Origin of the sequence: Marivita sp. (assembly GCF_020055675.1) — a bacterium.
Taxonomy (GTDB): domain Bacteria; phylum Pseudomonadota; class Alphaproteobacteria; order Rhodobacterales; family Rhodobacteraceae; genus Marivita.
In genome coordinates, this window is record NZ_JAIPUS010000007.1 from 109,465 (window position 1) to 129,331 (window position 19,867).

The window sequence follows — 19,867 nt, forward strand, 5'->3', positions numbered from 1 at the left end:
GGCGGCCAAACGAACTTTCGGGAGTGGTTGGTCCGAAGCTTTACTGCAAGGCCGCGTCGTGTGAATTAATGATTTTACGTAGTGCCGCAAGGTGCATTGTCTCCGCAGCAGCCCAAGTATGACAGTAATATGAATGATTTTTACATAGCCCTGGGGGCAAATCTGCTCTCCGGTACGGCGTCGCCGACGGCCTCCGTTCGTGCAGCGCTGGCCCGCCTGCAACAGCCCGATATCCGCGTCGAACGCGTAAGCGCCCTGTATCGAACACCGTGTTTCCCCGCCGGCGCCGGGCCGGATTACGTGAACGCGGCCGCGCATGTGACCTCTGTCCTTGATCCGCACGCGGTGTTGGCGCGCCTGCATGAAATCGAGGCGGATTTCGGTCGGGAGCGAAAAGAACGTTGGGCAAGCCGGACGCTGGACCTTGATCTGATCGCCTGCGGCGCCCGGATCCTGCCGGATCGCGAGACATACGACCGCTGGCGCTGCATGCCCCTTTCAGACCAGAAAACCAGCAGCCCATCGCAACTGATCCTGCCGCACCCGAGAGTGCAGGATCGTGCATTTGTCCTTGTACCCCTCAGGGATATTGCGGCAGACTGGGTGCATCCCGTGCTTGATCGATCCATCACGGACATGTGCAACGCTCTCTCGCCCGGGAAATTGGGCGAGATTGTTCTGATTGAGCACTGATATCGACTTGTAATCGCGGTTATCGAGCGATATGTGCTGTAACTTCAAATGCTATTCAGCGAAGTGGAGTTTCCATGGCCCGCGTAACGGTTGAAGATTGCGTCGACAAGGTTCCCAATCGGTTTGAGTTGGTGATGCTGGCTGCGCACCGCGCCCGCGAAGTGACGGCCGGTGCCGCTGTGACGGTCGATCGCGACAACGACAAGAACCCGGTTGTTGCGCTGCGCGAAATTGCAGACGAGACCCAGTCGGCAGACGAGCTTCGCGAACGTCTGATCGAGTCGAACCAGACACAGATCGAAGTCGACGAACCGGAAGAGGATGCAATGGCGCTGCTCATGGGCGCGGAACCCGACAAGCCGGCCGAAGACGATCTTTCCGAGGAAAAACTGCTGCGCGCGCTGATGGAGGCGCAAGGCCAGAGCTAAGGTCTGCCGCAACGCGGGCCGCATGTGAATGAGGCACCGATGATTGCCGCTGACGACCTTGTTGCGCTGGTGCGCAACTACAATCCACGCACGAACGAAGCGTTGATCCGCGCGGCCTATGCGTACGGCCGCGAGATGCACGAGGGCCAGTTTCGCCATTCTGGCGAGCCCTATTTCTCGCATCCTGTCGCCGTTGCCGCGATCCTGACCGAACAGCAGCTCGATGACGCCACGATCATCACAGCGCTGCTGCACGACACGATCGAAGACACGAAATCCACCTATTCCGAAATCTCGGCGCGTTTCGGCGACGAGGTGGCGATGCTGGTGGACGGCGTCACCAAGCTCACCAACCTGCAACTGTCGAGTTCCGAGACCAAGCAGGCCGAGAACTTCCGCAAGCTCTTCATGGCCATGTCCAAGGATTTGCGGGTGATCCTGGTAAAGCTGGCCGACCGTCTGCACAACATGCGCACGATCAAGGCGATGAAGCCGGAAAAACAGGTCCAGAAAGCGCGCGAGACGATGGACATCTACGCGCCGCTTGCAGGCCGCATGGGCATGCAATGGATGCGCGACGAGCTGGAAGACCTCGCCTTTCGCGTCCTCAACCCCGAGGGCCGTGCGAGCATCATACGCCGCTTCATCACGCTCCAGAAAGAAACCGGAGACGTGATCCATCGGATCACAGGTGACATGCGCTCGGAGCTGGAAAAAGCCGGTGTCGATGCCGAGGTGTTCGGGCGCGCCAAGAAGCCGTATTCGATCTGGCGCAAAATGCAGGAAAAGGAAATCGGCTTTTCCCGCCTCTCGGATATCTACGGCTTCCGCATTATCACCCGGTCCAAAGCCGACTGCTACGCAACGCTGGGTGTCATCCACCAGCGCTGGCGCGCCATTCCCGGACGTTTCAAGGATTACATCTCCGAACCGAAACAAAACGGGTACCGATCGATCCATACCACCGTTTCGGGCCGCGATGGCAAACGGGTCGAGGTTCAGATCCGGACACGCCAGATGCACGACGTCGCCGAAACAGGCGTGGCCGCGCATTGGTCTTACCGGGACGGGGTCCGAAGCGAAAACCCGTTTGCCGTCGACCCGGCAAAATGGGTCGCCTCGCTGACCGAGCAATTCGACGGGGAGGACGACCACGACGAATTCCTCGAAGCGGTGAAGCTCGAGATGTATCCCGACAAGGTGTTCTGTTTCACACCGAAAGGGGATGTGGTCAAACTGCCGCGCGGCGCCACCCCGCTCGATTTCGCCTATGCCATTCACACCCGGATCGGATCTGCCTGTGTCGGGGCCAAGGTCGACGGCATCCGCGTGCCGCTCTGGACGCGTTTGAAGAACGGGCAATCCGTCGACATCGTGACCGCCGAAGGCCAAAGCCCGCAGGCGACATGGCTTGATATTGCAACCACCGGCAAGGCGAAATCCGCCATCCGGCGCGCCCTGCGCGTGGCGGGGCGGGAACGCTTTGCCCAGTTGGGACGCGAACTGGCACGCTCCGCGTTCGAGCATGTTGGCAAGAAAGCCAGCGACAAGGTGCTGGAAATGGCAGCGCGGAACCTGCGAATTGCCGATGCGCAGGAACTGCTGGCCCGGCTTGGCAGCGCGGAAATGTCGGCGCGCGAAGTGGTCGCGGCCGTTTATCCGGACCTTGCGCCCGAGCCAACGGAGTTTGTCGAAACACAAAGTGCGGTGATCGGTCTGAACCAAGGACAGGCGTTCCACCGTGCTCCCTGCTGCCAGCCGCTGCCCGGCGAACGCATTGTCGGCATCGTGCAGCGCGGCAAGGGGGTAGTCGTGCACGGTATTGATTGCGGCGCGCTCGAAGGAGTCGAGGATCAGCCGTCGCGCTGGCTCGACTTGCATTGGGCCACCGGAAACCATCCCCCCGTCTACACGGTTTCCCTTGAACTGACGATCGGCAACGATGCGGGGGTGCTGGGGCGCATTTGCACATTGATTGGCGAACAGAAGGCCAATATTTCGGATTTGAACTTTGTGGATCGCAAACCGGACTTTTACAGACTGCTCCTGGATGTCGAACTGGGTGACGCCAACCACCTGCATTCGGTGATGTCAGCACTCGAGGCGGAAAGCGATGTCGCCTCTGTCGTCCGACGGCGAGATCCCGCATTGTCGATGCAAGCGGCCGCGGCCGAATAGTAGATCGAAGGGATTCGCGTTGGTATTCAAACGGCGGGACAGGCGGTCAATCTGGGCCACCCTCCGCGAGGCATTGTGGCCACGTGGCGGGTGGGGCCGCGCGGCGCGATATGTCCAGCACCGTCTCAACCGATTGCCCGATCCGCCCGAAACGATTGCACGCGGTATCTTTGCGGGTGTGCTCACCACATTCACTCCGTTTTATGGCCTGCACTTCATCTGTGCCGGCATCCTTGCCTGGATCATGCGCGGCAACATCGTTGCCGCGCTGCTGGCCACCTTCTTTGGCAATCCGCTGACCTATGTTCCGATCAGCATCGCGTCATTGCAAACCGGATACTGGCTGCTGGACCTTGGAGAACCTGCGCATGAACATGGCAGCATCGGCTATAAATTCGCCAAGGCGGGCGAGGATCTTTGGCGCAATTGCGTGGCGGTCTTTACTCAGTCGGATCCCGATTGGACCGCATTGACGATCTTTTACCGCGAAGTGTTCTTTCCATGGATGGTGGGGGGAATCTTGCCGGGGATCATCTGCGGGCTGATCTGCTATTACATCTCGGTGCCGCTGATCCGCGCCTACCAGAACCGCCGCAAGAAAGGTGTTCTCAAGGCGAAACTTGCATCTCTCAAGAAAAAGAAGAAACAGGCTGACGACACACGGTCAGCAGACTAGGTTCAGCGGTGACATGGAGGCGACTATGACGAACAACGCAGGCCATATAAGGCTGGGTGTGAATATCGACCACGTGGCAACGCTTCGCAACGCGCGCGGCGGGGGGCTTCCCGATCCGGTACGTGCAGCACTGCTAGCGCAAGAGGCCGGGGCCGACGGGATCACGGCGCATCTGCGCGAGGACCGCCGGCATATCATCGACAGCGATATCGACCGCCTGATGGAAACGCTCACGGTGCCGCTCAACTTCGAGATGGCCGCAACGGACGAAATGCAGAAGATCGCGCTGCGCCATAAACCGCATGCGGTCTGTCTTGTGCCCGAAAAACGCGAAGAACGGACAACCGAGGGTGGGTTGGACGTTGTCCGCGAGGAAAACAAGCTGGCGCATTACATAGCCCCGCTGCGCGAGGCCGGGTGCCGTGTGTCGATCTTCATCGCGGCTGACGCGCGCCAGATCGCGGCCGCCCATCGCATCGGCGCCGAGGTGATCGAACTGCACACGGGCGCGTATTGCGATGCCGATGCCGAGGGCCGGACCGACGATCGCGACCGCGAACTCGAAATGATCCGAGAAATGTCGGCCCATGCCCATTCGCTCGGGCTTGAAGTGCATGCCGGCCACGGATTGAATTACGACACGGTCACGCCTGTCGCCGCGCTCCCGGAAGTGATGGAGCTCAACATCGGTCATTTCCTGATCGGCGAAGCCGTGTTCCGCGGGCTTGGTCCCGCCCTGCATGAAATGCGTCGCCTGATGGACGCGGCACGCGCGTGAAAGAAGCGCCATGTCGCGGCCTGCCCTGACACGTCTCGCTGTCCTGATCGGGCTTGTGTCGATCTTCGTTCTGGAATCTGCGAGGTACGGCGTCACCTTCACCGAACGCAAGGTCGGGAACACGCCGGTTACGACCCTGTCGCAGGACGGCGCAGACGGGCCGGACGTGGTTGTTGCACATGGCTTTGCCGGGTCTCGGGAGATGATGCAGGGCTACGGGCTGGTTCTGGCACAGGCCGGTTACCGGGTGCACCTGTTCGATTTCCAAGGACATGGCACGAATCCCGTGCCGATGTCCGGTGATGTCACGCGGATAGACGGCACGACCCGACGGCTTTTGGATCAGACCAAGTCGGTGATTGCAGATCTTCCCGAGCGCCAACCTGTCGCCCTGCTCGGGCATTCCATGGCAACCGATGTCTTGATCCGGGTTGCCGCCGAGGTCGAGACCGGACCGCTGGTGCTGCTATCTGCATTTTCGCAGGCGGTGACAGAGACTCAGCCGGAGAACATGCTCCTTGTCGCGGGCCAATGGGAACCGCATCTTCGCGCGTTCGGCGTGTCCACGCTCAGGATGCTTGATCCAGAGGCCGAGGAAGGCGAAACCGTAATGCGCGGGGATGTGATGAGATCCGCACGCGTTGCGCCGTGGGTCGAGCATGTGTCCATCCTGCATTCGCGGGCCGGCCGTGCCGATGCGCTGAACTGGTTGAACAGGTATTACAACCGCACCCAAACAGTATCGGTCCCGTTTACCGGCTGGGCCTTCCTCGCGCTGATGGCGGCGATCACACTGTTGTCTGTCCCCCTCGCGCAGCGGCTCTTGCCAAGCCGCGACCTGCCCCCGAAACAACAACCCGGCAGCGCGCGATTTGTCGCCACACTCGCGGTTCCAGCGATGCTGACGCCAGTCCTCGCCCTTCCGTTGGATTTCGGGGTCCTGCCGGTTCTGGTCGCCGACTACCTTGCGATTCACCTCGGCGTCTTCGGCGCGCTGACATTGTTGATGCAGCGACTGCTTTGGGGGCGCGTGACATTCGGCTGGCTCGGTGCGCTTCCGATGGCTTTCGCGATTGTCATCCTGGTTGCCTGGGGCATCGGCGTGTTCGGCTTTGCGCTTGATCGCTACGGGGCGAATTTCCTTCCCGTGACCGAGCGCCTGCCAATCATCGCAGCGCTGATCCTTGGGGCTGTGCCGTTCATGGTCGCGGACGCGCAACTGGTCTGGAAAGCGTCGATCTGGCGGCGCATCGCGGCACGGGTTGCGCTTTTGCTGTCTCTGGGAATTGCAGTGGCACTGGATTTCGAAGGATTGTTCTTTTTGATCATCATTGCGCCGGTGATCGTTCTGTTTTTCCTGGTTCACGGCACGATGGGCCGGGCCTTTGGCAAACGCGCCGGGCCGCTTGTCGCGGGTCTCGCGCTTGGTATCATCCTTGCCTGGGCGCTTGGCGTCAGCTTTCCCATGTTCGACGCGTCAGGAGGCGGCACGTGATACTCGGAATTGGCACCGATCTGGCAAATATCGATCGCATCGCCGGCACGCTGGAACGGTTCGGCGACCGGTTCCGCAACCGCGTGTTCACCGATATCGAACAGCGCAAGTCGGAACGTCGCCGCGATGTCGCCGGCACCTATGCCAAACGCTGGGCCGCAAAGGAGGCCTGCTCCAAGGCGCTTGGCACCGGCTTGCGCATGGGGATCGCCTGGAAGGACATGTCGGTACGAAACCTGCGCACGGGGCAACCCGTGATGGAGGTCACTGGATGGGCCCGGGATCGTCTGGACGAATTGACACCGCCGGGTTTCGACGCGGTCATTCACGTCACGCTGACAGACGATCACCCATGGGCGCAGGCGATGGTGGTGATCGAAGCACGGCCCCGTCCTGCCCCCTCGGCTTGACACCCGCGCCGCCCCCGCTCATGTAGCGCGGGACACTCGAGCAAAAGGCAGGATCATGGCCTCGGAATCCACCAAAAGCGGCACAATCGTCGAGACGATCAAAACCATCGTCTATGCCCTCTTGATTGCCGGGGTGTTCAGGACCCTGTTCTTTCAACCCTTCTGGATACCCTCCGGGTCGATGAAAGACACGCTGCTGATCGGCGATTTCCTGTTCGTCAACAAGATGTCCTACGGCTATTCCTATGCCTCCTGCCCGTCGCTCTATCTGCCGAATTTCGGCATTGATATCGACGCCTCGGACCTGTGCGGCTGGGCTGATGGCGACAACACCCGCCTGTTCGGGTCCGAGCCGGACCGCGGCGATGTGGCCGTGTTTCGTCACCCGGTGACCGGCCGCGATTTCATCAAGCGCGTGATCGGCCTGCCCGGAGACAAGATCCAGATGATCCGCGGCGTGTTGCACATCAACGGGACAGCCGTCGAAATTGAACCACAACCCGATTTCGAGGAAACCGCAAACCCGCAAGGCCCGCAAGGTCTGCGCCCGCGCTGCGCCAACGGGCCGGTTGGGAGCGGGGGCACCTGCATCAAGGAACGCTTCCTTGAAACACTGCCCAATGGCAAAACCCATTCGATCCTGAATATCGGCAACCAGGGCTCGGACAACACACCGGTCTATGCCGTCCCCGAGGGCCATTACTTCATGATGGGGGACAACCGCGACAATTCCTCGGACAGCCGTGTGCCCAGTGTGGCGGGCGGTGTCGGATACGTCCCGTTCGAAAACCTCGTGGGCAAGGCAAATCGGGTGATCTTCTCGTCTGCCGGATCGTCTATGTTGTTCTTCTGGACATGGCGCGCTGACCGCTTCTACGAGAAAATCGAATAGTGAAACTCTCGGCTGACCTACAGGCGCTGTCGGGGCGTTTGGGGCATCGGTTCAACCGCCCCGAGTTGCTGGTCCGCGCAGTGACCCATTCCTCGCGCGGCGGCGTCAACCGGGAGGACAACCAGCGGCTGGAATTTCTTGGCGACCGGGTGCTTGGCCTTGTCATGGCCGAAGCCTTGCTGGCCGAGGACAAGGCCGCCAGCGAAGGCCAGCTGGCGCCGCGCTTCAACGCCCTTGTGCGCAAGGAGACATGCGCAGAGGTCGCGCGCGAGATCGATCTGGGCGCGGCACTCAAACTTGGCCGGTCGGAAATGCTGTCTGGCGGTCGGCGCAAGCAAGCCCTGTTGGGCGATGCGCTCGAAGCGGTGATCGCGGCAGTCTACATCGATGCCGGGTTCGATACCGCGAAAGCGTTGATCCTGCGTCTCTGGGGCAAGCGGATCAACTCGGTCAAGGAAGATGCCAGGGATGCGAAGACCGCGCTGCAAGAATGGGCGCAAGCCCGCGGCATGGCACCACCCATCTATGTCGAGCTGTCGCGCGACGGACCGGACCATGCCCCGATCTTCGTCATCGAAGCCCGGCTGGAGAACGGGCAATCGGCAGACGCCAAGGCCGGATCGAAACGTCTGGCCGAACAGGCTGCAGCCAACGCGCTGTTGGCCGTGATCGAAGCGGACCAGTCTTGAGCGACAACCTGCGTGGCAGCTTGTTCATGGTGCTGGCGATGCTGGGCTTTGCCATAGAAGACGCTTTCTTCAAGGCGGCGACCGGCACCGGCGATGTTTCTGCCGGGGTCGGCACAATGCTGTTCGGCATCTTCGGCGCCGGGTTCTTTGCGCTTTACGCCCTGTGGATCAAGGAACCTCTTGTCAGGCGCGCCTATATCGAAGGCCCGCTCTTGATTCGCTCCGCCTTTGAAATTCTCGGGCGCCTGTTCTTCGCGCTCAGCCTTGCGTTTGCGCCGCTGTCCACGACATCCGCGATTCTTCAGGCCGCCCCCCTGGTTGTGACGCTTGGCGCGGCGCTGGTGCTCAAGGAACAGGTGGGGCTGCGCCGCTGGATGGCGATGTCGGTCGGGTTTGTGGGGGTCTTGATGATCGTCCGCCCGACACCCTCCGGCTTTGATGCAACCGCGATCTTCGCGGTCCTTGGCATGATCGGCTTTGCCGGGCGCGACCTGATGACCCGTGCCAGCCCACCCGAGGTGTCGGCAACGCAATTGGGAATTCTCGGCTTTCTGATGGTGTTCATCGCCGGTGTCACGATCACACTCTTCGAACCCGCGTCTCTGGCCGCGCCGAGCCTGCCGGCGCTGGCGCTTCTGGCCGGGACCGGCCTGTCCGGTCTGATCGGCTATAGCGCCCTGACCAAGGCGATGCGCACCGGCGAAGTCTCGGTGGTCGCGCCTTTCCGCTATGCCCGGCTTTTGATCGCATTGGTGTTTGCCTATCTCGTATTCGGAGAACGGCCCGACGCGCTCACCCTGATCGGCGCCACGTTGATCGTGGGCAGCGGCGTTTACACCCTGGTGCGCAGCGGACGCAAAGTCGGGGCTGGCTCTGGCCGATGATCTGGAGTATGACGCCGAACTTCTGGAGATGGATGACAGTATGACCACGCGCGCCGGTTTCGTCGCTTTGATCGGGGAGCCCAATGCGGGCAAATCCACGCTGACCAATCAGATGGTCGGCGCGAAGGTGTCCATCGTCACCCACAAGGTGCAAACGACGCGGGCGCGCATCCGGGGTGTGGCCATCGAAGACGATGCGCAGATCGTTCTGGTCGACACACCCGGCCTTTTCCAGCCGCGCCGGCGGCTTGACCGAGCAATGGTCGCCGCGGCATGGTCCGGGGCGTCGGATGCCGATGTCGTCGTCCTGCTGATCGAGGCGCATCGCGGGATCACCGACGGGGTCGAAGCGATCCTTGAAAACCTGGGCGAAGTGGCCGGCGACCGTCCGGTTGCCCTTGCCATCAACAAGATCGACAGAGTTGAAGCGCCGCATCTGTTGAAGCTGACGAAAGACATGAACGACAGGTTCCCGTTCACCGAAAGTTTCATGATTTCGGCTGAAAAGGGCCATGGCGTGAAGCACCTGCGCAAATGGCTCGGCTCCATGATGCCGGAAAGCCCCTGGCTCTATCCGGAGGATCAGATCGCGGATTTGCCTCTGCGCATGATCGCGGCGGAAATGACCCGTGAAAAGCTCACGCTGCGCCTGCACCAGGAATTGCCCTACCAGTTGACAGTCGAGACCGAGAGCTGGGAAGAGCGCCCGGACGGGTCCGCCCGGATCGACCAGATCATCTACGTGGTTCGCGACGGGCACAAAGGCATCGTGCTGGGCAACAAGGGCGAGACGATAAAGGCCATCAGCAAGGCCGCCCGCGAAGAGCTGGAAGAGTTCCTTGGCCGCCGCATCCACCTGTTCATGCAGGTGAAGGTGCGCGAGAAATGGCTGGACGAGGCCGAGCGGTATTCCGAGATGGGTCTCAATTTCAAGGACGGCAATGGCTGAGGCCCGGCTGGCCAGCGGTTTCTGGGTGCAAGCCTACCTGCACCGCCTGTCGCTGGTCGACATCCCCGCCTTTGTGACAGCACATGGTGACGACACCGCGGGCGCGGTTCTGATCAAGCTCAATACACTTGACGGTCAGGCCAAGGCCTTCATGCGCCAGTATGACCTGATGAGCGGTGAACGGGAATGGCAGGTGCTTGCCGACGGAGCCGAGCCGGATGTGGACGCCAGCATCGCGCGGCAACGCGGTTTCGACCGGGATCTTTGGGTGATCGAGGTCGAGGATCGCGACGGCCGGCATCTTCTGGATGAAGACGGATTATCGGGCTAGGCTGGCAGCATGGACTGGCGCGACACGGGTATTCTGCTGAGCAGCCGCCGACATGGCGAAAGCTCCATGATCATCGATGTGTTCACCCCGGAGCGCGGACGCCATTCAGGCGTTGTCCGGGGCGGCGCGTCGCGCAAGGTGGCCCCGATCCTGCAACCCGGCGCACAGCTTGATCTGGCCTGGCGCGCACGGCTCGAAGAACATCTGGGCAGCTTTTCCGTGGAACTGCAACGCTCCCGCGCGGCAATCGCGATGCAGGACAGAACCATCCTTGCCGGGTTGAACGCGGTTGTTGCCCTTTTGTCGTTTGTCCTGCCGGAACGCGAGGCGCATCCCGGGCTTTATGCGCAAACCCGGACCTTGCTGGATCTGCTGGACAAAACGGACCTCTGGCCGCTGGCCTATCTGCGATGGGAAACCGCGCTGCTGGAGGAGATGGGATACGGCCTCGACCTTCGATGCTGTGCCGTCACCGGAGCAGAGGATGGCCTAGTCTATATCTCGCCAAAATCCGGGCGCGCGGTCTCGGCCAGGGGAGCCGGGGATTGGGCGGATCGGATGCTGCCTCTGCCCCCCGCTCTCAGGGGAGAAGGCGATGCCACTGATCCGGATATCGCGGCGGCGCTCGGCGCCACGGGGTATTTCCTCGAACACAAGCTCGCGGCGGACCAAAGCGGGCAGCCCCTGCCGGCCGCCCGTGCACGGTTCATCGACCGTCTTGCCCGCCCGCGTGAGCCGTCCGGGTGAAAACCATGATGTCGCCGGTCTTGATGCACAGGATCGAGATGCGGCCCGCGACCGCCCGCCGGGTCATGACGACCCGTTTCGTCATGGCGCTGTTTCACGCTGCCGGCAAACCGGAGACGCCATCAAGCCAGACGGTGTGTTTGGCCTGTGCCTCGAACGGTTTGCCATTGATCTTGTGCCGGACCCACATCCAGACACGATCGCAGAACAGTGCCGGGCCGTTTCGCGCGGAGCGCGCATCAAGCGGGGCGCAAAGGCAGGTTTCCCGACCGCATCGCTCAGGTCAGACCGTCGCAGCAGGGGAAATCAAGCCACCCCGTCTTTTCAGTTGCGGGAAGCCACGATAGGTAATGCGTATGAACATGACGGTGCCGAATATCCTGACACTCCTGCGCCTTCTGGCCGCGCCGGGAGTCGCTCTCATGTTCCTGTATTTTTCGCGTCCTGCTGCCGATTGGTTTGCGCTCATCCTGTTCATCCTGGCGGCCATCACGGACTGGTTCGACGGCTACCTTGCCCGTGCCTGGAAACAGGAAAGCAAGCTTGGCGCGATGCTGGACCCGATCGCGGACAAGGTGATGGTGGTCATCGCGCTTCTGGTCATTGTCGGGTATTCCTCGATGTCGCCCTGGCTCGTGCTGCCGGCGACATTTATCCTCTTCCGCGAAGTGTTCGTCTCGGGCCTGCGCGAATTCCTTGGCGATACCGCGGGCACGCTCAAGGTGACCCCACTGGCCAAGTGGAAAACCACGCTTCAGATGGTTGCTCTTGCGGTTCTCTTTGCTCAAGGCGTGTTCGAACATTACCTTGGTATTTCGGTGATCGGCATGGATCCGGAGATTTTTCAGGATGTCCTGTCGGGCAATGTCGAAGACCTGCACGGTCTGCGGTGGAAACACACTGGCATGATCTGGGCCGGGACCCTTGGGATCGCACTTTTATGGGTTGCCGCCTTTTTGACATTGATCACCGGGTTTGACTATTTCCGCAAGGCGGTGCCCTACTTGAAGGATTGATCAGATGGATGTTCTGTATTTTGCATGGGTCCGGGAACGGATCGGCCTGCCCAAGGAAAAAGTGACAACCGACGCCGCAACCGTGGCCGAGCTTGTGGCCGAATTGCGTGCGCGCGAAGAACGCTATGACCTTGCCTTCTCTGATCCCGCCGCGTTGCGGGTGGCCGTGGATCAGGAACTCACCGATTTCGATGCGTCCATCAGGAACGCACGCGAAGTGGCGTTCTTCCCGCCGATGACTGGCGGCTGACCCATGCGGATCATCGTTCAGGACGCCCCCTTCGATTTCGGGCAAGAGGCCGAGACCTTTGCCAATGGCCGCCACGATATGGGGGCGATTGTTACGTTCACGGGCGTGGTGCGTGATTTCCGCGGCGGCGGGCTCAATGCGATGGAGATCGAACACTACCCCGGCATGACGCAAAAGGCGCTTGAGAAAATCGCCGAAGAGGCGCGATGCCGCTGGTCCTTGGGTGATGTTCTGGTGATTCACCGCTACGGACAAATGACGCCCGGCGAAAAGATCATGATGGTCGCCACAGCCGCGCCGCACCGCAAAGATGCCTTCGAGGCAGCAGAGTACCTGATGGATTACCTCAAATCCCGCGCGCCCTTCTGGAAGAAAGAGCACAGCACCGGTGGAGAGGCCGGCTGGGTCGCCGCAAAAGACGAGGACGAGGACGCGCTCACCCGCTGGTAGGTTGTGGACAGGACATTTTGGTCATATCGTTTGACCAATACAAAGCAATCGCCAGCACCATGCCGTTTCAACCCGTCACACAAGAAAAACTGTCCACATCTGTCACGCGCCAGATCGAGAAACTGATCCTGCAAGGTGTATTGCGTCCGGGAGAACGCCTGCCGTCGGAACGTGAACTTGCGGACCGGCTGAACGTCTCGCGCCCCTCCTTGCGTGAATCCATCCAGGACCTGTCGGAACGCGGCTTGCTGACAAGCCGTGCAGGCGCGGGGGTGTATGTGGCCGATGTCCTCGGGTCAGCGTTTTCGAAGGCGCTGATCCAGCTCTTCGCGGCGCATGACGAGGCGGTGTTCGACTACCTGTCTTTCCGCCGCGACATGGAGGGTTTGGCAGCGGAACGCGCGGCACGGTTGGGGTCGGACACGGATCTGGCGGTGATCGGCGCGGTCTTTGACCGCATGGAAGCCGCGCACGCGAAACGCGACCCGTCCGACGAGGCGGCGCTGGACGCGGAGTTTCACCTGTCCATCATCGAGGCCAGCCACAACGTGATCATGCTGCACATGATGCGGTCGATGTACCAACTCTTGCGCGAAGGGGTGTTCTACAACCGGCAAATCATGTTCCGCCAAAAAACGACCCGCGCGACGCTCTTGGACCAACACCGCGCGATCAACGACGCCCTGCAAGCGCGCGACCCAGAAGGCGCGCGGCAGGCGGTGGTGGATCATTTGTCGTATGTGGAGACGTGTCTGGCGGATAACCGCAAGGCCGACGCGCACGAGGCGGTGGCCCGGCAGAGGTTGGAGCATGTCGGGCGGAAATAGGTATTAGTGTTCCGTTTCAAACCCGTACCATGGCTGCGATTTCGATCCGACCGGGTCTGATTTGGAGCCAGAACGCGGGCTTTATTTTCATTAAGGTCTGGATCCACCGTCTCATGGACGCGGCTTTCGCATAAAAAGCCAGTCAGAAGATGCATCATCACCTTCTAGTAAGAAGCCAGCCTTTTCCAGCACGCGCCATGAAGCAACGTTTTTTCTTTTGACCCTCGCAATTAGTGTGCTCAAGCCGGAATTTTCAGCCAGGCTTTGTCGCGCAAACGCACGCACTGCTGCACTGGCAAATCCCTGCCCCCAATAGTCACGACCAATCCAATAACTGAGTTCAGCAACCTCAAGGTCCTCTGGATCGCATTCAAAGAGCAACCGAACCTGCCCGATTGGAAGGTTGTCATGAAGGACTGCATAAACTCGATGATGATTTCTGGCGTTGGCAAGATCAATAAGCGCTTCTGCCATATTGCAAGACAACGGGTTTGGATAATCCTCTGGCATGTGTTTCCACATCAAAGGGTCATCCAACAAATGTCTGAAGCGCGGTAGGTCGCTTTGTTCCCATGGCCGCAAACGCAGATCGAGCGAAAAAGCGGCTTTGGTCTTTGGAACTCTTGGATGCGCAATGTCCAGGATTTCATTGGTGTGCAGGTCATCAATGACCTGTGCAGGCAACCAACCACTTTGCAAAGGGTCATAGGCGACAGGGATGTCATTGGCATTGCAGAACGACAACTCAGCCTGCGTCAGGATTCCCTCAGAACGGCGCCGGTTAAGCTGCAGCGTCTGTCCACATGGAAGCAGATAGCTTTCTTTGTCGGTGCGGGGCATTGAATCCTCCCAGTGTCATTTCGACTTGGGCATCACAAAATAAGTTACAATGATTATTCATCTTTATTTTTAGAAACAGTTTGTTTCTCTGTCCAAGCACAAGCCGAGTGGCATTCGTCCCGATGCCGTCAGCCGATCGAATTTCCGCCGCATACATTTGTTACGCCAGAAGAGGGAGGCCAGGTTCTCAGTCAACGGCATACCAATATGGTCTCCGATCTCTGCTCTAGTGCCGCATCTCGGTCATTCATCCCGGATGATCAGATAGCTCTTTTTGATCTGCGCTTTTCATTGCACGGCCTGTTCTGAACGAGGTCTGTAACGGGAGATCGGCGGCGCTTTATGATTGCCGTGTCTGGCTACGGTCTAAACCCTAGTGACCACTCCATGGGCTTACGCACACCAAATAGCCAGGCCAAGGGGCAGTATCGTCCATTTGGCTCGGACCAATGCGGCGGCTTCGCGTTGATTCCGTACTGGGCTTTGGCGCGCGCAACTGCGTCTAGCTTGCCACGCGCGCTTTCATCAACCCCTCCGCCTTCAACCGCCCCAGACACTCGTCCAGCGACTGCCGGGCCCGCGCGATCAGGGTGTCGATCTCGTCCTTCGAGATCACCAGCGGGGGGGAGATGATCATGCGGTCTCCGACGTGGCGCATCACCAGGTTGTTGGCAAAGCAGCGTTCGCGGCAGATGAGGCCGACTGTGCCTTCGTCAGCCTCGAACTTGGCGCGGGTGCCTTTGTCCGGGGTGAGGGCGATGGAGCCCATCATGCCGACAATCCTCACCTCGCCCACCAGCGGGTGGTCGGTCAGCGACTCGAACTTTTCCTTGAGATACGGCGCTGTCTCTTCCCTCACGCGGGTGACGATGCCCTCCTCTTCCAGAATCCGCAGGTTCTCCAGGGCCACGGCGCAGGCAACCGGGTGGCCGGAATAGGTGTAACCGTGGTTGAACTCGACCGCGTTGATAACCTCGGCCACGTCGTCACAGATGATCGACCCGCCGATGGGCTGATAACCCGAGCTGAGCCCCTTGGCGATCGTCATGATATGCGGGCGGATGTTCATGGTCTGGCTGCCGAACCAATTGCCGGTCCGGCCGAAGCCGCAGATCACCTCGTCCGCGATCAACAGGATGCCATACTTGTCGACGATTCGCTGAATCTCGGGCCAGTAGGTCTCGGGCGGCACGATCACGCCCCCTGCGCCCTGCACCGGCTCGGCGATGAAGGCGGCCACGCGGTCGGGCCCCAGATCTTGAATTGCGGTTTCCAACTGGCGGGCGCGTTCCAGCCCGAAGTCCTCTGGCGGCATGTCGCCGCCTTCGGCCCACCAGTTCGGCTGGTCGATGTGGTGAATGTCGGGGATCGGCATCCCGCCCTGCATGTGCATGCCTTTCATGCCACCCAGTGACCCAGAGCCGACCGACGATCCATGATAGGCGTTCCAGCGCGAGATCACGATATTGCGTTCGGGTTGGCCTTTTTCGGCCCAATAGGTGCGCACCATGCGAAGGTTGGTGTCATTCGCCTCGGATCCCGAACCGGCAAAGAACACATGGTTGAATCCGTCAGGGGCGAGTTCCGCCAGCTTTTGCGACAGGGCGATCGCCGGCACATGCGTTGTCTGGAAGAACGTGTTGTAGAACGGCAGCTCTTCCATCTGCCGCGCGGCAACCCGGGCCAGTTCCTTACGGCCATAGCCAATGTTCACGCACCAAAGACCCGCCATCGCATCGAGGATCCGATTGCCATCGCTGTCATTGAGCCAGACGCCATCGGCCCGCGTTATGACGCGTGCGCCGGTCTCGCCAAGCCCTGCCCCATGCGTAAAAGGATGCATGTGATGCGCCGCATCCAGGGCCTGCAATTCCGAGGTGGGCATGTGATTGCTGATCAAGGCCATGGGAGACATCCTTTTGACGGGCTTCTATCGCGGTTGGCGGCAAAATATGATCAAATTATTGCAAGTCAATCGAATCGGGCGAGTCCCTGGTTGATTTGCTCCATGCCCTGCGTCACGTCGCGCTGCATTGCCTGTGCCGCCGCGTCTGCATCGCGTGACGACAGCGCTGCCAACACATCCTTGTGACGGTCCGGCAAGTTCCGGGTGCCCATCTGACCGCAGACCACCCGCAGCGACGGGCCAAAACGCAGCCAGAGGCGATCCACCATCCCGGTCAGGATCGGTGCGTCGGCAAGGCTGTTGAGATCGGAATGAAAGCGATGATTCTCGACAAGATACCGGCCGACATCCCCCCGCCTGATCGCATCGTCCAGACATGCGTCAATGGCGGTCAGGCGAGCCACATCCCCGGCACTGGCCCAGCGCGCCGCACGGCGCGCCAGCTCTGGCTCAAGCGCAACGCGCGCAACGGTCAATTGGTCCACCGCGCGCTTATCCAGCACCGGAACAGCGATACGGCGATTGCCCATGAACTCGAGCCCCCCTTCCGCCGTCAACCGCCGCAAGGCCTCGCGCACCGGGGTCATGCCGACGCCCAGCGCGTCTGTCAGCCCCTGGATCGTGACAGGTTGACCGGGTTCGAACTCCCCGAACAGGATCTGGTCGCGCAGTTGGCGATAGACGCGCTCATGGGTCGGCGCACGATCCGCGCCAGCACCGCGCCCGGGTAATGTTTGACCGCGCATCGCCTGTCTCTCGTTATGCCGCGTCTTTGAGCAGACTGCCGGAACACTGCCCTGTGACAAGTCATCTTGCACGATCGCGCAGGGCGTGAAAACATCATACCTATTGCCAGATTGGGCAACATTTGATCAAAATAAAGTCCAAAAGGCTACAAGCGTCTTGGGATCAACGGGAGAACTTCATGAAAACTCATCTGCTGACGATGACCGCAGGTGCCGCACTTCTGGCCACGGTGGCCCATGCCCAGGAAGTGCGCGTCTACAACTGGTCCGATTACATCGACGAAGCGCTGCTCACCAAGTTCGAGGAAGAAACCGGGATTGATCTGATCTACGACGTCTTCGACAGCAACGAACTCCTGGAAACCAAGATGCTCGCCGGCGGGTCCGGATATGATGTGGTCGTCCCCACAGGCACGTTCCTGCAACGCCAAATCCAGGTGGGCGCGTTTCAAGAGCTGGACAAATCCAAATTGCCCAACATCGACAACATGTGGGACACCATCGAACAGCGGACAGAACAATATGACCCCGGAAACGAGTATTCGATCAATTACATGTGGGGCACGACCGGCCTCGGCGTGAATGTCGACAAGGTCACCGAGGTGCTCGGGGATGACGCGCCCATCTCGTCGCTGGACCTGATCTTTGACCCGGAGAACATGGAAAAACTCGCGGAGTGCGGCGTGCATTTCCTCGATGCACCGACCGAAATGGTGCCGGCCGCACTCAGCTATGCCGGGCTCGATCCGGACCGCAAGGATGACGAGGCCCTGGCCAAGGCCGAAGAGGTACTGATGGCCGTGCGCCCGTATGTGCAGAAATTCCACAGTTCGGAATACATCAACGCGCTCGCCAACGGAGATATTTGCGTGGCGTTCGGCTGGTCCGGCGACATCCTTCAGGCGCGTGACCGCGCCGCGGAAGCCGACAATGACGTGAACATCGCTTACAACGCGCCGACCGAAGGGGCGCTGATGTGGTTTGACCAGATGGCAATCCCGGTTGATGCGCCGAACCCGGATGCAGCGCATACGTTCCTGAACTTCATCATGGATGCACAGAACATGGCGCAGGCGTCGAATTATGTCTATTACGCCAATGGCAACAAGGCCGCGCAGGAATATCTGATCGAGGACGTGATCGGTGACACGGCCATTTATCCGGACGCGGCAACACTCGAAAACCTCTACTCGGTGACCCCGTTCCCGCCGCGTCAACAACGTTCGCTGACGCGGATGTGGACAAAGGTCAAATCCGGCACCTGAGCCAGACCATCTCCGGGTCCGGCGGGTGCGCCCGCCGGACAGGTATCTCGTGCCAAAGGACTTCACCGTGGCCCAGACCGTCTTTGCTCCCTGGGACGATCCCAACGAAAAACCACTTATCCAGTTCAAGAACGTCACGAAACGGTTCGGCGAATTCATTGCCATCGACGATCTGACACAGGATATCTATTCCAAGGAGTTCTTTGCCCTTCTTGGCCCGTCGGGATGTGGCAAAACCACGATGATGCGCATTCTCGCCGGGTTCGAAACGCCGACAGAGGGCCAGATTCTGATCTCGGGGCAGGACATGTCGCATGTGCCGCCCAACAAGCGCGCGGTGAACATGATGTTCCAATCCTACGCGCTGTTTCCGCATCTGTCGGTCTGGGACAACATCGCGTTCGGGCTGAAACGGGAAGGCAAGGACAAGGACACGATCGCGGCGCGGGTCGAGGAAATGCTGCGCCTGACACGCCTTGATCGGTTCGCCAAACGAAAACCGCACCAGATTTCGGGTGGTCAGCGCCAGCGCGTTGCCCTTGCCCGCAGCCTGGCCAAGGCGCCGAAACTTCTTCTCCTCGACGAACCCTTGGGCGCGCTCGACAAAAAGCTGCGCCAGGACACCCAGTTCGAGCTGATGGACATCCAGGAAAAAACCGGCACAACCTTCGTCATTGTCACGCACGACCAGGAAGAAGCGATGACCGTCGCGTCCCGCGTCGCCGTGATGGACGAGGGCAAGATCGTTCAGGTCGCCACCCCGGACGAGATCTACGAAGCTCCGAACAGTATCTATGTCGCTGACTTCATCGGCGACGTGAACCTGATCGAGGGCCGTGCCGAGGCGCGCATGTCTCCCGCCACGCCCCGGGATCAAATCGAGCCGACGACCACACCGGACCCTGAGGGCGCACCGCCGCCACCCGCGAAACCCGATGCGCCACAGCCCAACGCCTATGGCGAATGGCTCCAGAACACGCTGCTGTTTCCGTTCCTTGGCAAGCGCGCGCCGAACCCCAAGGAGCTGCCCGCCCCGTCCGAGACCAAGCCGACGCCTGCCCTGCAATCACCGGTCAAGACCGGGGGCATCGCCCTGCATTGGGCTGACGGGCACCCGCCGATCGTTGTCGCGAACGGCGATCCCCAACTTGCAGGCGCGGCAGTGACCCTTGCCCTGCGGCCGGAAAAGCTGAACATCGCGAAGAACAAGCCGGATACCCCGAATGCTCTGCCCGGCACGGTGATCGATATCGGCTATCTTGGAAACCTGTCGACATATCACGTGCAACTGGACAACGGCCCCATGGTCAAGGTGCAGGTCACCAATGTCCGGCGCATTGCGCGGCGCGACATCACCTGGGAAGATGCGGTCTGGGTCAGCTTTTCAGAAACCTCCGGCGTCGTGCTGAAAGGGTAA

22 protein-coding genes are annotated in these 19,867 nt (G+C 60.5%); 19 read left to right on the top strand and 3 right to left on the bottom strand.

What is annotated here, in order from left to right; translation table 11 throughout:
- Positions 1–129 precede the first annotated feature (129 nt).
- The 17 genes from folK to LCF59_RS07295 all read left to right on the top strand — a co-directional run bounded on the left by folK (position 130) and on the right by LCF59_RS07295 (position 13,693).
- Positions 130–693, top strand: coding sequence for a 2-amino-4-hydroxy-6-hydroxymethyldihydropteridine diphosphokinase (gene folK, locus LCF59_RS07215; RefSeq protein WP_292286773.1), 564 nt, complete (start codon positions 130–132; stop codon positions 691–693).
- 74 nt (positions 694–767) lie between these two features.
- Entirely contained in the window at positions 768–1,121 is a 354-nt protein-coding gene (gene rpoZ / locus LCF59_RS07220; RefSeq protein ID WP_292286774.1) for a DNA-directed RNA polymerase subunit omega, read from the top strand.
- A 39-nt stretch (positions 1,122–1,160) separates the two neighbouring features.
- Positions 1,161–3,299, top strand: a complete 2,139-nt coding sequence (locus LCF59_RS07225) for a bifunctional (p)ppGpp synthetase/guanosine-3',5'-bis(diphosphate) 3'-pyrophosphohydrolase (RefSeq protein WP_292286775.1) — start codon at positions 1,161–1,163, stop codon at positions 3,297–3,299.
- A 19-nt stretch (positions 3,300–3,318) separates the two neighbouring features.
- Positions 3,319–3,975: a DUF2062 domain-containing protein gene (locus LCF59_RS07230; RefSeq protein ID WP_292286776.1), complete on the top strand. Its 657-nt coding sequence runs from the start codon at positions 3,319–3,321 to the stop codon at positions 3,973–3,975.
- Between the two features lie 25 nt (positions 3,976–4,000).
- Positions 4,001–4,753 carry a pyridoxine 5'-phosphate synthase gene (locus tag LCF59_RS07235; protein ID WP_292286777.1) on the top strand — a complete coding sequence of 251 codons (753 nt, stop codon included), beginning with the start codon at positions 4,001–4,003 and terminating at the stop codon, positions 4,751–4,753.
- A gap of 10 nt (positions 4,754–4,763) precedes the next feature.
- Positions 4,764–6,248 carry an alpha/beta fold hydrolase gene (locus LCF59_RS07240; RefSeq protein WP_292286778.1) on the top strand — a complete coding sequence of 495 codons (1,485 nt, stop codon included), beginning with the start codon at positions 4,764–4,766 and terminating at the stop codon, positions 6,246–6,248.
- Positions 6,245–6,658, top strand: a complete 414-nt coding sequence (gene acpS / locus LCF59_RS07245; protein WP_292286779.1) for a holo-ACP synthase — start codon at positions 6,245–6,247, stop codon at positions 6,656–6,658. The genes LCF59_RS07240 and acpS overlap by 4 nt, the downstream gene beginning before the upstream one ends.
- A gap of 55 nt (positions 6,659–6,713) precedes the next feature.
- Positions 6,714–7,550: a signal peptidase I gene (lepB, locus tag LCF59_RS07250; protein ID WP_292286780.1), complete on the top strand. Its 837-nt coding sequence runs from the start codon at positions 6,714–6,716 to the stop codon at positions 7,548–7,550.
- Positions 7,550–8,239, top strand: coding sequence for a ribonuclease III (gene rnc / locus LCF59_RS07255; protein WP_292286781.1), 690 nt, complete (start codon positions 7,550–7,552; stop codon positions 8,237–8,239). The genes lepB and rnc overlap by 1 nt, the downstream gene beginning before the upstream one ends.
- Positions 8,236–9,123: a DMT family transporter gene (locus LCF59_RS07260; protein ID WP_292286782.1), complete on the top strand. Its 888-nt coding sequence runs from the start codon at positions 8,236–8,238 to the stop codon at positions 9,121–9,123. The genes rnc and LCF59_RS07260 overlap by 4 nt, the downstream gene beginning before the upstream one ends.
- A gap of 40 nt (positions 9,124–9,163) precedes the next feature.
- Positions 9,164–10,072 carry a GTPase Era gene (gene era, locus LCF59_RS07265; RefSeq protein WP_292286783.1) on the top strand — a complete coding sequence of 303 codons (909 nt, stop codon included), beginning with the start codon at positions 9,164–9,166 and terminating at the stop codon, positions 10,070–10,072.
- A complete protein-coding gene (locus tag LCF59_RS07270; protein WP_292286784.1) occupies positions 10,065–10,403 on the top strand; it encodes a DUF1491 family protein in 339 nt (112 codons plus the stop codon). The genes era and LCF59_RS07270 overlap by 8 nt, the downstream gene beginning before the upstream one ends.
- A 9-nt stretch (positions 10,404–10,412) precedes the next feature.
- Complete coding sequence (recO, locus tag LCF59_RS07275; protein WP_292286785.1) at positions 10,413–11,150, top strand: DNA repair protein RecO; 738 nt, start codon at positions 10,413–10,415, stop codon at positions 11,148–11,150.
- Between the two features lie 356 nt (positions 11,151–11,506).
- Positions 11,507–12,166, top strand: a complete 660-nt coding sequence (gene pgsA, locus LCF59_RS07280; RefSeq protein WP_292286816.1) for a CDP-diacylglycerol--glycerol-3-phosphate 3-phosphatidyltransferase — start codon at positions 11,507–11,509, stop codon at positions 12,164–12,166.
- A 4-nt stretch (positions 12,167–12,170) separates the two neighbouring features.
- Positions 12,171–12,416 carry a molybdopterin converting factor subunit 1 gene (gene moaD, locus LCF59_RS07285; protein WP_292286786.1) on the top strand — a complete coding sequence of 82 codons (246 nt, stop codon included), beginning with the start codon at positions 12,171–12,173 and terminating at the stop codon, positions 12,414–12,416.
- Between the two features lie 3 nt (positions 12,417–12,419).
- Positions 12,420–12,866, top strand: coding sequence for a molybdenum cofactor biosynthesis protein MoaE (locus LCF59_RS07290; protein ID WP_292286787.1), 447 nt, complete (start codon positions 12,420–12,422; stop codon positions 12,864–12,866).
- Between the two features lie 59 nt (positions 12,867–12,925).
- Positions 12,926–13,693 (top strand): FCD domain-containing protein, encoded by a 768-nt coding sequence (locus tag LCF59_RS07295; protein WP_292286788.1) that lies wholly within the window; start codon positions 12,926–12,928, stop codon positions 13,691–13,693.
- A gap of 111 nt (positions 13,694–13,804) precedes the next feature.
- On the opposite strand, the gene LCF59_RS07300 is transcribed toward LCF59_RS07295, so the two are convergent.
- From LCF59_RS07300 to LCF59_RS07310, 3 genes are all read right to left on the bottom strand, one after another.
- Positions 13,805–14,533, bottom strand: coding sequence for a GNAT family N-acetyltransferase (locus LCF59_RS07300; protein ID WP_292286789.1), 729 nt, complete (start codon positions 14,531–14,533; stop codon positions 13,805–13,807).
- A gap of 502 nt (positions 14,534–15,035) precedes the next feature.
- Entirely contained in the window at positions 15,036–16,439 is a 1,404-nt protein-coding gene (locus tag LCF59_RS07305; protein WP_292286790.1) for an aspartate aminotransferase family protein, read from the bottom strand.
- 65 nt (positions 16,440–16,504) lie between these two features.
- Positions 16,505–17,185 carry a GntR family transcriptional regulator gene (locus LCF59_RS07310; protein ID WP_292286791.1) on the bottom strand — a complete coding sequence of 227 codons (681 nt, stop codon included), beginning with the start codon at positions 17,183–17,185 and terminating at the stop codon, positions 16,505–16,507.
- Between the two features lie 179 nt (positions 17,186–17,364).
- Between LCF59_RS07310 and LCF59_RS07315 the strand changes: the two genes are divergently transcribed.
- Together LCF59_RS07315 and LCF59_RS07320 are read left to right on the top strand one after the other, a co-directional pair.
- The gene (locus LCF59_RS07315) at positions 17,365–18,450 is read left to right on the top strand and encodes a polyamine ABC transporter substrate-binding protein (protein WP_292286792.1); all 1,086 of its coding nucleotides are present in this window, start codon (positions 17,365–17,367) and stop codon (positions 18,448–18,450) included.
- Positions 18,451–18,517: 67 nt separating this feature from the next.
- Positions 18,518–19,867 carry an ABC transporter ATP-binding protein gene (locus LCF59_RS07320; protein WP_292286793.1) on the top strand — a complete coding sequence of 450 codons (1,350 nt, stop codon included), beginning with the start codon at positions 18,518–18,520 and terminating at the stop codon, positions 19,865–19,867.

Excerpts from the sequence above, each read along its gene's own strand:
- folK (WP_292286773.1), top strand. The coding sequence starts at position 130 with ATGAATGATTTTTACATAGCCCTGGGGGCAAATCTGCTCTCCGGTACG.
- rpoZ (WP_292286774.1), top strand. The coding sequence starts at position 768 with ATGGCCCGCGTAACGGTTGAAGATTGCGTCGACAAGGTTCCCAATCGG.
- LCF59_RS07225 (WP_292286775.1), top strand. The coding sequence starts at position 1,161 with ATGATTGCCGCTGACGACCTTGTTGCGCTGGTGCGCAACTACAATCCA.
- LCF59_RS07235 (WP_292286777.1), top strand. The coding sequence starts at position 4,001 with ATGACGAACAACGCAGGCCATATAAGGCTGGGTGTGAATATCGACCAC.
- LCF59_RS07240 (WP_292286778.1), top strand. The coding sequence starts at position 4,764 with ATGTCGCGGCCTGCCCTGACACGTCTCGCTGTCCTGATCGGGCTTGTG.
- lepB (WP_292286780.1), top strand. The coding sequence starts at position 6,714 with ATGGCCTCGGAATCCACCAAAAGCGGCACAATCGTCGAGACGATCAAA.
- era (WP_292286783.1), top strand. The coding sequence starts at position 9,164 with ATGACCACGCGCGCCGGTTTCGTCGCTTTGATCGGGGAGCCCAATGCG.
- LCF59_RS07270 (WP_292286784.1), top strand. The coding sequence starts at position 10,065 with ATGGCTGAGGCCCGGCTGGCCAGCGGTTTCTGGGTGCAAGCCTACCTG.
- recO (WP_292286785.1), top strand. The coding sequence starts at position 10,413 with ATGGACTGGCGCGACACGGGTATTCTGCTGAGCAGCCGCCGACATGGC.
- pgsA (WP_292286816.1), top strand. The coding sequence starts at position 11,507 with ATGAACATGACGGTGCCGAATATCCTGACACTCCTGCGCCTTCTGGCC.
- moaD (WP_292286786.1), top strand. The coding sequence starts at position 12,171 with ATGGATGTTCTGTATTTTGCATGGGTCCGGGAACGGATCGGCCTGCCC.
- LCF59_RS07290 (WP_292286787.1), top strand. The coding sequence starts at position 12,420 with ATGCGGATCATCGTTCAGGACGCCCCCTTCGATTTCGGGCAAGAGGCC.
- LCF59_RS07295 (WP_292286788.1), top strand. The coding sequence starts at position 12,926 with ATGCCGTTTCAACCCGTCACACAAGAAAAACTGTCCACATCTGTCACG.
- LCF59_RS07300 (WP_292286789.1), bottom strand. The coding sequence starts at position 14,533 with ATGCCCCGCACCGACAAAGAAAGCTATCTGCTTCCATGTGGACAGACG.
- LCF59_RS07305 (WP_292286790.1), bottom strand. The coding sequence starts at position 16,439 with ATGGCCTTGATCAGCAATCACATGCCCACCTCGGAATTGCAGGCCCTG.
- LCF59_RS07310 (WP_292286791.1), bottom strand. The coding sequence starts at position 17,185 with ATGCGCGGTCAAACATTACCCGGGCGCGGTGCTGGCGCGGATCGTGCG.
- LCF59_RS07315 (WP_292286792.1), top strand. The coding sequence starts at position 17,365 with ATGAAAACTCATCTGCTGACGATGACCGCAGGTGCCGCACTTCTGGCC.